This is a genomic window from Paeniglutamicibacter sp. NPDC091659, from assembly GCF_044756805.1.
GTDB lineage: Bacteria > Actinomycetota > Actinomycetes > Actinomycetales > Micrococcaceae > Paeniglutamicibacter.
In genome coordinates this window covers 1-14,447 of record NZ_JBIVTO010000014.1, presented here as the reverse complement: position 1 = coordinate 14,447, position 14,447 = coordinate 1, and the positions used below count along the sequence as shown (strand labels likewise).

15 protein-coding genes and 3 tRNA genes are annotated in these 14,447 nt (G+C 64.0%); 13 read left to right on the top strand and 5 right to left on the bottom strand.

Translation table 11 applies throughout. The features are described from left to right. Positions 1–11: 11 nt before the first annotated feature. Complete coding sequence (locus ACIQLF_RS19575) at positions 12–1,118, bottom strand: C40 family peptidase (protein ID WP_400302253.1); 1,107 nt, start codon at positions 1,116–1,118, stop codon at positions 12–14. A 348-nt stretch (positions 1,119–1,466) separates the two neighbouring features. Continuing rightward, a complete protein-coding gene (locus ACIQLF_RS19570) occupies positions 1,467–1,838 on the bottom strand; it encodes a metallopeptidase family protein (RefSeq protein ID WP_400302250.1) in 372 nt (123 codons plus the stop codon). Positions 1,839–2,023: 185 nt separating this feature from the next. On the opposite strand from ACIQLF_RS19570, the gene ACIQLF_RS19565 reads away from it, so the two are divergent. The 7 genes from ACIQLF_RS19565 (at position 2,024) to ACIQLF_RS19535 (ending at position 4,864) form a co-directional block, all read left to right on the top strand. After that, a tRNA-Glu gene (locus ACIQLF_RS19565) sits at positions 2,024–2,096 on the top strand. A gap of 80 nt (positions 2,097–2,176) precedes the next feature. Next, a tRNA-Asp gene (locus tag ACIQLF_RS19560) sits at positions 2,177–2,250 on the top strand. A 54-nt stretch (positions 2,251–2,304) separates the two neighbouring features. Further along, positions 2,305–2,380, top strand: a tRNA-Phe gene (locus tag ACIQLF_RS19555). A 298-nt stretch (positions 2,381–2,678) separates the two neighbouring features. After that, entirely contained in the window at positions 2,679–3,128 is a 450-nt protein-coding gene (locus tag ACIQLF_RS19550; RefSeq protein WP_400302248.1) for an Asp23/Gls24 family envelope stress response protein, read from the top strand. 184 nt (positions 3,129–3,312) lie between these two features. Further along, positions 3,313–3,678, top strand: coding sequence for a hypothetical protein (locus ACIQLF_RS19545; protein WP_400302246.1), 366 nt, complete (start codon positions 3,313–3,315; stop codon positions 3,676–3,678). Beyond that, a complete protein-coding gene (locus ACIQLF_RS19540; RefSeq protein ID WP_400302244.1) occupies positions 3,675–4,253 on the top strand; it encodes a hypothetical protein in 579 nt (192 codons plus the stop codon). The genes ACIQLF_RS19545 and ACIQLF_RS19540 overlap by 4 nt, the downstream gene beginning before the upstream one ends. Then, positions 4,250–4,864, top strand: coding sequence for a hypothetical protein (locus ACIQLF_RS19535; RefSeq protein ID WP_400302241.1), 615 nt, complete (start codon positions 4,250–4,252; stop codon positions 4,862–4,864). The genes ACIQLF_RS19540 and ACIQLF_RS19535 overlap by 4 nt, the downstream gene beginning before the upstream one ends. A gap of 33 nt (positions 4,865–4,897) precedes the next feature. Here ACIQLF_RS19535 and ACIQLF_RS19530 read toward each other — a convergent pair whose 3' ends face one another. Genes ACIQLF_RS19530 through ACIQLF_RS19520 form a run of 3 tightly spaced genes read right to left on the bottom strand, consistent with a single transcriptional unit; the run spans position 4,898 to position 7,607 of the window. Then, positions 4,898–5,896 carry a YdcF family protein gene (locus ACIQLF_RS19530; RefSeq protein WP_400302238.1) on the bottom strand — a complete coding sequence of 333 codons (999 nt, stop codon included), beginning with the start codon at positions 5,894–5,896 and terminating at the stop codon, positions 4,898–4,900. Between the two features lie 53 nt (positions 5,897–5,949). Further along, positions 5,950–6,801: a hypothetical protein gene (locus ACIQLF_RS19525; RefSeq protein ID WP_400302235.1), complete on the bottom strand. Its 852-nt coding sequence runs from the start codon at positions 6,799–6,801 to the stop codon at positions 5,950–5,952. Between the two features lie 2 nt (positions 6,802–6,803). Next, positions 6,804–7,607 (bottom strand): exodeoxyribonuclease III, encoded by an 804-nt coding sequence (locus ACIQLF_RS19520; RefSeq protein WP_400302233.1) that lies wholly within the window; start codon positions 7,605–7,607, stop codon positions 6,804–6,806. A gap of 232 nt (positions 7,608–7,839) precedes the next feature. On the opposite strand from ACIQLF_RS19520, the gene ACIQLF_RS19515 reads away from it, so the two are divergent. The 6 genes from ACIQLF_RS19515 (at position 7,840) to ACIQLF_RS19490 (ending at position 14,356) form a co-directional block, all read left to right on the top strand. Then, positions 7,840–9,339 (top strand): CoA-acylating methylmalonate-semialdehyde dehydrogenase, encoded by a 1,500-nt coding sequence (locus ACIQLF_RS19515; protein ID WP_400302230.1) that lies wholly within the window; start codon positions 7,840–7,842, stop codon positions 9,337–9,339. Between the two features lie 8 nt (positions 9,340–9,347). Continuing rightward, positions 9,348–10,421 carry an enoyl-CoA hydratase/isomerase family protein gene (locus tag ACIQLF_RS19510; protein WP_400302227.1) on the top strand — a complete coding sequence of 358 codons (1,074 nt, stop codon included), beginning with the start codon at positions 9,348–9,350 and terminating at the stop codon, positions 10,419–10,421. A gap of 14 nt (positions 10,422–10,435) precedes the next feature. Further along, a complete protein-coding gene (gene mmsB, locus ACIQLF_RS19505) occupies positions 10,436–11,362 on the top strand; it encodes a 3-hydroxyisobutyrate dehydrogenase (RefSeq protein WP_400302225.1) in 927 nt (308 codons plus the stop codon). A 229-nt stretch (positions 11,363–11,591) separates the two neighbouring features. Continuing rightward, entirely contained in the window at positions 11,592–12,311 is a 720-nt protein-coding gene (locus tag ACIQLF_RS19500) for a hydrolase (RefSeq protein ID WP_400302223.1), read from the top strand. 123 nt (positions 12,312–12,434) lie between these two features. Continuing rightward, a complete protein-coding gene (locus ACIQLF_RS19495; protein WP_400302220.1) occupies positions 12,435–13,550 on the top strand; it encodes an ABC transporter permease in 1,116 nt (371 codons plus the stop codon). Between the two features lie 68 nt (positions 13,551–13,618). Continuing rightward, on the top strand, positions 13,619–14,356 hold the full coding sequence (locus ACIQLF_RS19490) for an ABC transporter ATP-binding protein (RefSeq protein ID WP_400302218.1): 738 nt from the start codon (positions 13,619–13,621) through the stop codon (positions 14,354–14,356). Positions 14,357–14,447 lie beyond the last annotated feature (91 nt).

The window sequence follows — 14,447 nt, the reverse complement described above, 5'->3', positions numbered from 1 at the left end:
GGAAGAACTACTTAGTAACGTCCCGCGTACTTGTAGATGTTTCGCATGCCTGCGTAGTTCAGGTTGGTTACCGAAATGCCGGCGCTTGGGTTGCGCGCATGAGCAATCTTTCCACCGCCAACGTAGATGGCAACGTGGTAGAAGGAACGACCGCCGTTGGAGCTCCAGAAGACCAGGTCACCCTTCTGCATTTTTGAGAGCTTGACCTTCTTGGGTGCTGCCTTGTACTGGGAGCCAGAGGTGCGCTGCAGCTTCTTGCCGCCAGTGGAAAATGCCTTGCCGGTATATCCGGAGCAATCGAAGTACGTCGGGCCGGTGGCGCCGTAGCGGTATTTGTACTTATTGTTGCCAGCCACCTTCTTGGCCCACCTAATTGAGGTATCGATGCGCTTTGCGCGGGAAACCGCGGTTGGGAGCTGGACGGTTCCTCCAGCTATGGACGCCGAGCCCAGGGAGGCTGTCGACATCCCGACCATATCAATGGTTTCCGGGTCGAGGCTTGGGTCATTGACGGGATCGGCAACCGTCGATTCGGACTCCGCCAACGCGGCCATGAGCTCTGCTTCGCTGCGACTTTCCGTTTCCTTCTTAAGCCGAGCTGTTTCAACGGCCACGGAAGTGTGGCGGGCCTTTGCTGAGGCGGATATCAGTTCCGTTCGCTTGGCCCCCAGTTGCTTATCCGCCTGTGCGTACATCGCTTGTGCAGTGGCGGCGAGGTCGATGACCTTTTGGCGTTCGATTTCGGCCGAACTGGTAACGAACTTGGAAAGCGAGGTGCCGGAGAGCGATGCGGTGTTGGTCCTCGCCGCCCCCTCGCCAGCAACAACAACATTTCCCGCGGCTTCAAGTGCGGCGGCTTCGGCGTCCTGAAGCGCAAGGTCGATCCGGGCTATTTGGGAGTCTAGAGATTTTGCGGATTTGGCTGGCGAAATTGAGGCAACAGCCAAACTTGCGGCGATGTTTTCGATCAATTTCGGGTTCAGCGCTGAATCGATCGAAGTTTCCGTGGGTGACGCGGAAAATGTTGGTGCGGGGGCCGCTGTTGCAGCGGATGCCAGTACGGAACTGGCTACAAGTGCGGTGCTGGTCGCAATGACCATTTGTCGAAGAATAGACATGGATTTCCCTAACTGCCATGCAACGCAACCAGGTTTTGGAATCGTGGCCGGGCGAACCCTATTGCAGGACGGGCCTGCAGAGTCGCCGATCGTTCTTGGTCACGGGTTGAGTTACTTCCCCAAGAAGTAGGAGTGGTGGGGTGGCTAATGCAACGAATGCATAACGATCATGCAGGACAGATCGAGGCCTTGTCGAGGCTAAAATCTCGAAAAGGTCACGAATAGTGCAAATTTCGTGACCTTTTCGTGACCTGAAAGATTTCGGAAATCAAGCTCTCATCTGGAGATACCCGAAGATCCGCCTGGTGGGGTGCGGATCACAAAGATTTTTTTGGAATTTGATGCGTTTTAGCCCCAGCCGAGCTCGTGGAGGCGCCGATCGTCGATTCCAAAGTGGTGGGCAATTTCGTGGACAACGGTGATTCCCACTTCTTCGACAACCTGCTTTTCGGATGAGCAGATCTCCAGGATCGCATTCTTGTAAATGGTGATTCGATCGGGAAGAGCGCCGGCGTCCCATCCTCCATCCCGTTCCGTCAGGGAAGTTCCTTCGTAAAGGCCCAGCAATTTGGTGTCCGGGGCTTCGCCGGGCATCGGGGTGTAGGAATCCTCGATAAAAATGACAACGTTGTCCATCAAGGCCAAAAGGTCGGACGGAATCTCGTCAAGGGCCCTTTCTGAGAGCCGTTCAAATTCATCATCAGTCATTTCGAAAGCCATGAATTGAACTCTATCCGCAGGCGCTCGGGTGGCGTTGTGGGGTCGGCCGACGTGAAAAACCTTGATTTTTCGGGATTTTTACGGATTTTCTGCCCGGGTCGAACTCTCGTTTTGCACGATCTGATTTTTACCTCTATAGTTATTGGAGTCCACTGCGGCGGAGAAATTCAACGCAGAGGTTCCTGGCCCCCATCGTCTAGCGGCCTAGGACACTGCCCTTTCACGGCAGCGGCACGGGTTCGAATCCCGTTGGGGGTACGCATGAAATGCGGATTTTACAAGAGCGAAAAGCTCTGGTAGAGTTCTTGTCTTGTGAGCGAGGGAGACTTCGCAAGTAAGGCCCTGTAGCGCAGTTGGTTAGCGCGCCGCCCTGTCACGGCGGAGGTCGCGGGTTCAAGTCCCGTCAGGGTCGCTTTGATTTTCTGGTTCGCCGGAAGATCGGGTGATCATCTAGCCTGATGATCCAGGCTCTGTAGCTCAGTTGGTAGAGCGTTCGACTGAAAATCGAAAGGTCACCGGATCGACGCCGGTCGGAGCCACCATCTAAAGCCCCCTTGGAAACAAGGGGGTTTTTGCTTTAACAAATCACCCTCAGAATTTAGAGACCTGCGTTTGCAGCGCCGACGTTCGTCTTGACCCACCCAGGAAACGCTCGCGTGGGAGACTGGTTTTGCGCCGGCCACAAGACGCGCTGCCGACCTTTGCGATACCGCACCCCGTTTTCGCTCCTATATATAGGTATCAACGGGACTTTTTCTCGCCAGGCTCCAATCTTAAGACGCAGATCACATTCGGTTGTAGGCTGGGAAGAGGCAATCGGATGACCGTGAGGAGCGCGACATGGTTGAACCACTCGACCACGAGGCCCCGCTGCAGGTGACACATGCGGCGGGAGCTAGTGGAACAACCAAATTAACGGATTTGGCGATCGCCAAGGTCGCGGCAGGAGCCGCGCGCGACATTCCCGGTGTGCATGCGTTGGGGCTTGGAACCTCACGTGCGTTGGGCGCAATCCGCGGCGCCGTAGGTTCGACCTATGAACCTGCCCACGGAGTCAGTGTGGAAGTCGGAACAACCCAAGTGGCCATAGATATTGTGCTTACCGCCAGCTTCGGCGTTCCGTTGCACGAGCTGGCCTCGAAAGTACGTGACGCGGTTTTCGCCGCGGTGCAGGAACTCACCGGGTTACAGGTCATTGAAGTGAACATCGAGATTGGCGACGTGCACATCCCCGTCCCGGACGAGCGCACGGCAAAGCAAACCGAGCCACGGAGGGGAGAAGCGGAATGAAACCGACAATCGTTGGTGCACTTCTAGGCGCGATCCTCGCGTGGGCCGCACTTTCATTTGGTTTTGGCGGGTTCCTGCTCATGGCGTTGTTCATGGCGGCAGGGGCGCTGGTCGCACGCGTGTTGGAAGGGCGTGTGGACTTTCGGGCACTGAGGGACGCGCTGACCGGTCGGCGATCTTCGTCATGAGCGCCCATGTCGAAGAAGCAACGCCGAGGCAAGACGCCGAACAGCATCACGGCTACACCAGGGTGAGCGCACAGGCATTGAACAGTACCGCCAGGGCAGTGGCAGGCGGCTTGTTCGGCGTAGACCCCTACATGGTTCGGGTGTTCCTCAGAGATGATGCGGGATTCTTGGCGTTGGGGATCAACTTGCCCTTGCCCATCGCGGGGGGTGTCGGCTTGCCCGCCGGTTCACTGTTGGACAGGGTGCGGGCGCAGCGAACATTGCTGGGTGAAAAATTCACGGAACTGACCGGAGCCATGGTGAGCAGGGTGGACGTTCGTATTACCGGTGTGGCGAATGCGCACCCCAAGGAATCTCCATGACTCTAGAAGAACTTGAGAAAATCCGTGAACGGGAACTGACTAGCGGCCGTTCACCGCTGGCAATAGTGCTTGCCAGCCTGATCATCCTGGGTTGCATCTACGCACTTTTTGAAGCGGTGCTCAAGGCCATCGGCCAGAAGCCCCTTCTGGCCATGCCCGAAACATGGTGGCGCTGGATCTCGACGCTGCCCGGAAACGCGGATCCGGTCATTCTGGCGTTGGCGGGTCTGGCAAGTGTGCTGCTCGGTGTGCTTTTTATTGCGCATGCATTCAGAAGGGGGCGCCTGGCGAAGCACTCCATGAGGTGCGAAGATGCCGTGTTGGTCATGGACGACCAGGTGCTTGCCGCGACGTTGGTGCGCAGGGCCCGACGGGAAGCCGCAGTGGGCCCGGGACAGGTGCTGGTGGTGGTCAACCGCGAACAAATTGACGTGGAACTGCGCCCGACTTCCGGCACCCCGCTGGATCCATCGACGATCTTGGCGGGCCTGGAAGATGAATTGCGCATCAATGCAGTCGAACCGATGCCGCACATCAGGGTGCGGGTTGCCGAAAGCGGGGTGATCGGACAGTGAACCAGACGCCGCGACTTCTTAACCGGATCATGATCGGGATCTTCGGAGCGGTTTTTCTTGCCCTGGGCACCCAGCTGATGCTCATCGCAATGGTGCCGGAGTACGCCCTCGGATGGCACGGACTGGCCGACGCGGTGGACGGCGGTGCCCGGCAGATTCTGCTGGCCACCACGCTTCCAGGGCAGAAGGAATCCTGGCTGTGGATCATCGTGTCCGCGCTGTTGGTTGCCGTCATCCTACTCATGATCTGGTGGATTTCGGTCCAGGGCCGGGGACGCACCAATGAATACGTCAGCGCCTACTTCGACGACCAGCCGATGCCAGGCCGGGTGGAAATTTCGGGCGAGGCGGTGGAACAGGCAATCCGCGCCATGCTGGGCCACCGCGCCGACATCGTCTCCATCAACGTAAGCGTCTGGGAGAAGGCTCCCGTTCCCGGCCTGAAAATCAAGGTGCAGCCGCGCAAGGGCGTGGAGCCGGGGCGTCTAGGGCGAGAAATCGTCGAAGCGGCGCGGGAGACGCAAGACTTGATGGGGGCACGGGGACCGGTGGTCGTCTATCTCGCGGCCGGGGCAAGGTCCCGGTTTGCGCGCAGCGAACGGGTCCAATGACCGCTGGCCGTCGGCCGGGGAATGTCCGGCGGCTCAGCCCTGGGCCAGCATGGCCGTGATGAGAATAGCGGTGAAGCCGACAAAGGGGATGCAGAGGAACAGGTGCAGCCATTTGTGCTCAACCAGCACCGCAACGAATTCCCGCAGGAACGCGCTCGGAAGGTAGTACCTAGCGGTCGGGGCGCCGACCACTTCCGCATCCAGTTTCAGGCTCCGGGCCAAGAGCGCGGCGCGCAGCACATGGTAGTTGTTCGTGACGGCGACGAGTGCCCCGGAACGGCCCGAGGCGGCAAACAGGTCGGATGACAACCGCAGGTTCTCCTCGGTGTTCACTGCCTTGTCCTCGACCAGGATGTCGGCAGGGTCGACTCCGGCCCCGCGCAGGTATTCGGCCATGGCCGTGCCCTCCGGGCGGGATTCGTCGTTCCCCTGGCCGCCGGAGGGAATCATCACCGGCCTCGGCGCGGTCGACCCGTAGATCTCGACGGCGCGGTCCAAGCGGCTGCGCAGCAACGGTGGAACCTGGCCGTCGATCAGGCGTGAACCCAGCACCACGATCGCCGCAGGTTTTTGCAGGCCCGGCATCCGGCCGTAGGCGACGGCGTAGGAAAGGAAAATGACAAAGACGACGCCGAAGTAGCTGCACAGGAAGAAGAGCAGGGCGGCCAGCCCGATCGCCCAGGCATTCATGCTGAAGACCAGGACCGCGGCGAAAGCGGGCAGCGCGATCAGCAGGATCCCCAAGGCGAACGACATGAGATTGCCCATGCTGCGGCCCTCCGAGCGCATCATCACGGTGCCGTTGCGGATCAACGTCGCCGCCAGCACCAGGATGGCCAGCGGGACCAGGGCCAGCAGCACCAGGAACACCATCGAGAACCCCGGGATCCATGCTGCCACCAGATTGCTGAGGGCGGTCAGGGTGAAATAGCACGCGGCAACCAGCACCACCCCGTTGCGCAGCATCCGCCGGTCCTTGCGACGCAGGTAAAAGTACAGGGCAAAGAGAAGGGCAGCTGGAATCAATGACACGCCTCGAGCCTACCAATGCGGGCGGCCTGCCCGGCGGCGAGCGGCGGGGCTACCTAGTTGGCGCGTGCGAGTTGCCGCACCGCAAGCCAGCGGTTTGAAAGGCGGCGGTAGGCGGCCGCGGCGCCGGCCATGTCTGAATCGGCCAGCGACTCGATGCCCAGACGCAGGTCATGCGGGGAATCGTCGGGCCATACAAGTGCGGCGATGCGACCGTAGTCGAGCTCGACCATTGAATCCTTGTCGAAGAGCATCAGCCATTCGCTCAGGGCGGTGAGCTCATCGAGCAAGTCCATCTCCGGCGCGTGGATCGCCAAGGTCGCCGCCGCATAGCGCGCCCGATTCAGGGCCTGGTGCAACGGCGTATAGATCCTGCTGGAAAGCAGCTCGTCCTCGTCCTCGACGACCTCGTACTCGTCGTCCTCGTGCACCAGGACAAACCAGCCAAACGGGATGCCCCAGGTGGCGGTGCGGGTGTGCAGGTGCGCAAGGTCGTCCGTGAACTGCTGCTCGTCGATGCGCAGCGCGTTGGCCGCGCGCGCAGCGTTGGGCACCAGCAGCTCGAGCAATTGCGGGCGCATCGAGCCGTCGAGCTGTTCCGACGCCAGCACGGCGCGGGTTGCCAGCTGATCGGGGCAATACAGAGTGTGCGGGGCCCCGTCCCAGCCGGTGATGCTCAGCTTGCGGAACACCTCGTGGTGCTGGTGCGGGAAGGGATCGGAAAGCTGCCGGGTGAGTCGCTTGAGCGCATCGGCGGCCGTTTCATCCTCCAGCGTTTCGCGGTCGCCGTGCCGGGTGCCGGTGATCAGCAGCTGGTCTTCGTCGGAGAATGCGCTCAGCGGTTCGAAGACGCGCAAGTATGAGGTCGGCGGAAGAGCCCGTCTGTTTTCCCCATTGGCGCGCTGCATCCCTAGTCCAGTTCCACTATGACGGGGGTGTGGTCCGATGCGCCCTTGCCCTTGCGCTCCTCGCGGTCGATGCTCGCTCCGGTGACCCGTGCGGCCAGTGCGGGGGAGGCCAAGGTGAAGTCGATGCGCATGCCCTCGTTCTTGGGGAAGCGAAGCTGGGTGTAGTCCCAGTAGGTGTAGGTCTTGGGCGTATCGGTGAACGGGCGCACCACGTCCGTGAACCCGGTCTCGACGAAGGCCTCGAAGGCGGCGCGTTCAGGGGCCGAAACGTGGGTCATGTTGTTGTCGCGGAAGAAATCGATGTCCCAGACGTCCTCGTCGCGCGGGGCAATGTTCCAGTCGCCCATCAGCGCGACCTGGGCCTCGGGGTTCTCGGAAATCCAGCCGGCGGCCTGCTTGTTCAGGGTGTCGAGCCATTCCAGCTTGTAGGGCATGTGCTCGTCATCCAGCGCGCGGCCGTTCGGGACGTAGAGGCTCCAGATGCGTATCCCGCCGCATGTCGCGGCGATGGCGCGGGCTTCCTGGACGGGATCCTTGCCGCCCTTGCCGAAGGCGGGCTGGTCGGTGAAGGTGCGCTGCACGTCATCGAGTCCCACGCGGGATGCGATGGCCACGCCGTTCCACTGGCTGAGGCCGAAGTGGGCAACCTCGTAGTCGTTGTTTTCAAACAATTCCCACGGAAAATTCTCGTCCTTGCATTTGGTTTCCTGGATGGCCAGGACATCGACGTCGGAGCGGCGGAGCCAGTCCTCGACGCGATCGGCACGGGCTCGAAGGGAATTCACGTTCCAAGTAGCAATCTTCACCTCCCCAACCTATCAACTCTGGCTCCCTCGGTCAGGTTTGCCGGCCAGATTCCCGGGCGGGCCGTTGCCGCGAGGCGGATTGCCCCGATTCGAAATGCGACGGAGGGGACGCGCCACCGGCGGGCAACACCTAGCAATTTAGTAGGAAGTCCGAGTACATTTTTGGTTATCGAGTGGCGCGCATCACAGGGCGCGGCTGTGGCTAGGCGTTTTGCGAAGGAGCAACAACCTCATGACCCGTGAACTTACTCATTACGTGGGCGGTGCCCACGTAACCGGTGCCTCGGGGCGTTTCTCGGACGTCTACAACCCGTCGATCGGCACCGTGCAGTCGCGTCTTCCCCTCGCCTCCGCGCAGGAGGTGCACGACGCGGTCGCGGTGGCCGAGGCCGCGCAGGTCGAGTGGGGGAACACCAATCCGCAACGCAGGGCGCGCATCCTGAACAAGTTCGTGGACCTGGTCTACGAAAACATGGATGAGCTCGCCGCCCTGCTCACCAGCGAACACGGCAAGACCTTCGCCGATTCCAAGGGCGACATCCAGCGCGGGCTCGAGGTCATCGAATTCTGTGCCGCAGCCCCGCACCTGCTCAAGGGCGAATTCTCCGACAGCGCCGGCGCCGGGATCGACATTCACTCCATGCGCCAGCCGCTCGGCGTGGTCGCCGGGATCACCCCGTTCAACTTCCCCGCGATGATCCCGCTGTGGAAGGCCGGGCCGGCCATCGCCGCCGGCAACGCCTTCATCCTCAAGCCATCCGAGCGCGACCCCTCCGTCCCGCTGCGCCTGGCCGAGCTCTTCACCGAGGCGGGCCTGCCCGACGGCATCTTCAACGTCGTCAACGGCGACAAGGAGGCCGTCGACGCGCTGCTGGAAGACCCGCGCGTCAAGGCCATCGGCTTCGTGGGATCCACGCCCATCGCCCAGAGCATCTACGCCACCGCGGCGGCCCACGGCAAGCGCGCCCAGTGCTTCGGCGGCGCCAAGAACCACATGGTCATCATGCCCGACGCGGACCTGGAGATGGTTGCCGACGCCCTGATGGGCGCGGGCTACGGGTCCGCGGGCGAACGCTGCATGGCGATCTCGGTGGCCATCCCGGTCGGTGACGAAACCGCGGACGCACTGGTCGCCAAGCTCACCGAGCGCATCGCGCACCTGAAGGTGGGCGACGGCATGGACGAAAACGCCGACTTCGGCCCGGTCGTGGCGCAAAGCGCCAAGGAACGCATCGAGAACTACATCCAGACGGGCGTCGACGAGGGCGCCTCGCTGCTGGTCGACGGCCGCGGGCTGAGCGTGCCGGGCCACGAGGGCGGCTACTGGGTTGGCCCGACCCTGTTCGACCACGTCACGGACGACATGCGGATCTACAAGGAGGAGATCTTCGGCCCCGTGCTGTGCGTGGTCCGGGCGAAGGACTACGAGGAGGCGCTGCGGCTCCCCTCCGAGCACGAGTTCGGCAACGGCGTCTCGATCTTCACCCGCGACGGGGACACCGCGCAGAACTTCTCCTCCCGGGTGCAGGTGGGAATGGTCGGGGTCAACGTCCCGATCCCCGTTCCCATCGCCTACTACACGTTCGGCGGCTGGAAGGCCTCCGGCTTCGGGGACCTGAACCAGCACGGCGCGGACGCCTTCCGTTTCTACACCAAGACCAAGACGGTCACGACGCGCTGGCCCTCGGGCATCCGCGAGGGCGCCAGCTTCATCATGCCGGCGGGAAGCTGACCGACTCCATGACTGAACCTGAGGTCATCTTCGAGGTCCGCGGCAGCCTGGGCATTGTCACGCTGAACCGGCCCCGGGCGGTGAACGCCCTGAACAGGCCCATGGTCGATGCCATGCTCGAGCGGCTCACGGGCTGGGCGACCGACCCGTCGGTCTCCCAGGTGCTGGTGCGCGGCGCGGGGGAGCGCGGTCTGTGCGCCGGCGGGGACATCGTCGCGATCTACCGCGACCTGCTCGCCGGCGGCGGCGAAACCGCGGGCTTCTGGGAGGCCGAGTACCGGCTCAACGCGCTGATCCATTCCTACCCCAAGCCCTACATCGGGTACATGGACGGGCTGGTGCTCGGCGGGGGAGTGGGGATCTCGGCCCACGGCAGCCACCGCCTGGTCACCGAGCGGACCCGCAGCGGCATGCCGGAAACGACGATCGGCTTTGTCCCTGACGTAGGGGGAACCTACCTGCTCTCCCGGGCGCCGGGCCAAAGCGGCGTCCATGCCGCGCTCACCGGCGCGCACCTGGGTCCCGCCGAGGCCATCTACCTGGGGCTGGCGGACCACCTCATCGATTCGGGCAGCTCCGCCGAGCTCTTCGATGCCCTCGAAACCACCCCCGTCGACCGGGCGCTTCCGGACTTCATCCGTCCCGCGCCGGAATCGGAACTGGCCGCCTGGCGGCCCTGGCTCGACGACGCCTACGGCCGACCGCGGGTGCCGGACATCGTGGCCCGGCTTCGGGAGTTGGCCGCGGACGGCAACATCGATGCTGCACGTACTGCCGAAACCCTGGCCGGGAAGTCGCCCACGGCCCTGGCCGTCACCCTCGAATCGCTGCGCCGAGCCGGCGGGCTGGGTTCGCTGGAGGCCGCACTTGAACAGGAATACCGAGTGGGCCTGCGCCTCCTGGAATCCGCGGACTTCCCCGAGGGAATCAGGGCCCAGGTCATCGACAAGGACTGCGCGCCGGCGTGGCAACCGGCAGCGCTGGCGGAGGTCGGCGACGACCTCGTCGCGGGGTTCTTTGCACCGCTCGGCGAACGTGAATTGAAGCTCGGCCCAAGCGCCCTCAGCGACGCGATCGAATGAAAGTGGAGGACACCATGACAGAGACAAGCCCCTCGGATTCCGGCCGCATCGCCTTCCTGGGCCTCGGCCACATGGGCGAGCCGATGGCCGTGAACCTCATCAAGGCAGGATTCGACGTCGTCGGTTTCGACGTGGTGCCCGCGGCCGTGGAGGCCGCGCGTGGCGCCGGGGTTCCGTGCGTTGACACGGCGGTCGAGGCGGTCACCGGGGCCGACATTGTGCTGACGATGTTCCCCTCCGGGGAGATCCTGCTGGATGCCTACCGCGGGGTCGGCGGCCCCGGGCTGCTGGAAAGCGCACCGGCAAACACCATGTTCCTGGATTGCTCGACGATCGACGTTGCCCAGGCCCGCGAGGCCGCGGAAATCGCGCTGGCGGCCGGGCACCGCTCCGCCGACGCCCCGGTGTCCGGTGGCGTGGTCGGCGCCGAGGCGGGGACCCTGACGTTCATGATCGGCGCCGAGGAGGCCGAGCTTCCCCACATCATGCCGCTGCTTGAGGTCATGGGCAGGAAGCTCGTCCACTGCGGCGGGCATGGTGCGGGGCAGGCGGCCAAGGTCTGCAACAACATGCTGCTGGGTATCTCCATGATCGGTGCGGCGGAGGCGTTCGTGCTCGGCGAGAAGCTTGGATTGAGCCACCAGGCACTCTTCGACGTGATCTCCACGGCGTCGGGACAGTGCTGGTCGGTGACCACCAACTGCCCGGTGCCCGGACCTGTTCCGACCTCCCCGGCCAACCGCGACTACACCCCGGGCTTCGCCGGGGCGCTCATGGCCAAGGACCTCGGGCTGGCGCTCAACGCGCTTGAGCATGCGGGCGTCGCCGCCCAGCTTGGCCCGCTGGCCGCACAGATCTACCGGAAGTTCGCCGACGAGGGCGGTGCCGGGCGGGACTTCTCCGGCATCATCACGGACATCAGGGAGCGTTCGGAGGGCTAGGCCTGCCGCAAAGTGCCAAGTCGCACCCGGTGTCAGCGTTTGTGACGAGAGTGTCGGGTGCGGCTTGACCTCAAGCATTGTTGAGGTTTGTAGGATGTGGCTGACCGCCGCACTCCGACAGAACGGATCCCCGTGACCATCTTCAGCTGTTCCGCCTGCGCCATCGAGCACGCGGACTCACCGACGCCGCCAAAAAAGCTGCGCCATCTGCAGCGACGAACGCCAGTTCGTGCCCCGAAGCGGACAATCCTGGACTACCCGCGACGAACTCGAAGCACGCGGATACCGTTTGGTGGTCGCGGAACTGGAACCCGACCTCTACGCCATCACCACGGAACCGGAACTGGGCATCGGACAACGCGGGCTGCTGGTCCGCACGCCCCACGGCAACGTGCTTTTCGAGCCACCGGGATTCATCGACGAGGCCGGCGCCCGGCGCATCCAGGAACTCGGCGGGATCGCCGCCATCGCCTCGAGCCACCCGCACCTCACCGGCTCCTCGATCCAGTACAGCCACCGCTTCGGGCGGGTGCCCGTCTACGTGGCACGCGCGGACAGAGAATGGATACGCCGACCGGATGAGGTGGTCCGCCTCTGGGAAGGCGACATTGAATTGCTGCCGGGGCTGGTGATGTACCAGTGCGGCGGGCACTTTGCCGGAAGCAGCGTGCTCCACTGGCCCGCGGGAAATGCCGGCAAGGGGGCTCTGCTGACCGGGGACACGATCGCGGTCGGGGCGGACAGGAAGTCGGTGAACTCCATGCGCAGCTACGTGAACAACATTCCGCTGCCGGAGCGGGCCATCCGTCGCATCCTGGACACGGTGCTGCCCCTGGGATTCGAGCGCCTGTATTCCGCGTTCGGGGAACTGCCCGCGGATGCGCATTCGATCGTGGAACGGTCGCTGCGGCGCTACATGTCCTGGGTGCGCGGGGACCAGCCGGAATAGTTGACTCCAATCGACCAAATGGTTGATGTGCGCAAGAGCCCCAAAACGGAGGATGGGAGATAAGAAGGGGGATCGTGCCATCGGCAGGAGCCCCGATCATCCACCGAAAGTGAAACTCTCCCCGTGTTTCTTGCCATCCGTGACATCCGCTTCGCCAAGGGCCGTTTTGCCCTCATGGGCGGGGTCGTCGCCCTCATCTCCCTCCTGCTCGTCATGCTTTCGGGGTTGACCGCCGGCCTCGGTGACCAGTCCACTTCGGCCCTGAAGAACCTGGGCTCCAGCACCCGCCTGGTCGACAACGTCGCCTTCGGCGCGGCCACGGGCAACGCCCCCAAGGCCTCCTTCACCGAGAGCCAGGTGACCAACGCACAGGTCGACGCCTGGAAGAAGCGGCCGGGCGTGGCCTCGGCCGAGCCGCTGGGTATCACCCAGACCCGCTTCCAGGGCGGCGCCGCTGGTTCCGACACCAGCACCGGCACCACCAACGTGGCGGTCTTCGGCGTTCCGGCTGGCAGCGAACTTGCTCCGCTGCCGGTGGCCGAGGGCGAGGCCGTCATCGGCGAATCCGTGGCCAAGGACCTGTCTTTGAGGGTCGGCGACACCGTTTCCATGGCCGGCGTCGACCTCAAGGTCGGCGGGATCGCCCCGGATGCCTGGTACTCGCACACCTCGGTCGTCTACACCGCGCTGGACTCCTGGGCGAAGCTCGCCCACCTGGGTGAAACCAGCCAGGTCGGCACCGTCATCGCCGTGACCAACGAGCCGGGCGCAACGGTCGACCAGGACGCGGCCAACGCCGCGGCCAACACCGTGAGCACCACCCGCACCGGATCCTTCGCCGCGCTGGGCTCCTACAAGAGCGAAAACGGGTCGCTGCTGATGATGCAGGCCTTCCTCTACGGCATCTCCGCCCTGGTGATCGTGGCGTTCCTGACGGTATGGACCGTGCAGCGCACCCGCGACATCGCGGTGCTCAAGGCCCTGGGCGCCTCCGGGAACTACGTGCTCCGCGACGCCATGACCCAGGCCGGCATCGTGCTGCTGCTGGGCGCCGGCGTCGGCGGCGGCATCGGCTTCATCGGCGGCAGCTTCGCAGCCAAGGCAGCGCCGTTCATGATCAGCCCGGCCACCACGCTGGTGCCGGTCATCGGCGTCGTGGTGCTGGGCCTGGCCGGTGCCGCGCTCGCCGTCTCCCGAGTGACCAAGGTCGATGCGCTCATCGCCCTCGGCGGAAACTGATCTCCGCGTCTCGTTCCCGGCCCCAAGGCCCTCCCCATTTCTGCCCGTCTGAAAGGACACAGCGCACCATGACCTCCTACCCCAGCGACACCGCCACCCACTCGACCGGCACCGGCACCAAGGCCCTGCAGCTGATCGACGTGACACTCGAATACCCGGACGGCCAGGAAACTATCAAGGCGCTGGACTCCGTGAACCTCGCCGTGGGCGCGGGCGAGATGCTCTCGCTCATCGGCCCGTCGGGCTCCGGCAAGTCCTCGCTGCTGGCTGCGGCCGCGACGCTCATCCGCCCCACGCACGGCCTGGTCATCATCGACGGCACTACCGCCAGCGACCTGAACGACAAGGAAATGACCACGCTGCGCCGCGACAAGGTCGGCATCATTTTCCAGCAGCCGAACCTGCTGGCCTCGCTCACCTCCGCCGAGCAGCTCATGATCTCCGACCACCTGCGCGGCAAGCCGCTGAAGGCGGCCAAAGCCCGAGCCCTGGAACTGCTGGACGTGGTCGGGCTCGCCGACAGCGCCAAGAAGCGCCCGCACCAGCTCTCCGGCGGCCAGCGCCAGCGCGTGAACATCGCCCGCGCGCTGATGGGCCAGCCCAAGGTGCTGCTGGTCGACGAGCCGACGGCCGCCCTCGACCACGAACGCAGCGAATCGATCGTGCGCCTGCTGGCCGAGGTCACCCGGGAGTTCTCCGTGGCCACCGTGATGGTCACCCACGACACCGAGTTCATCTCGCTCACTGACCAAGTCGCCACCATGCGCGACGGCGTGCTGGGTGCCTCCGAGCTCGTCTCCGCCTAGATGATTGATTCCAAGGGCTCAGTGGTCATAGGCGGTCAGTGAGCGCAGCGGATGACGGCCGGTGTTCAGGTTGTGCCAGATCGCCGCGGTC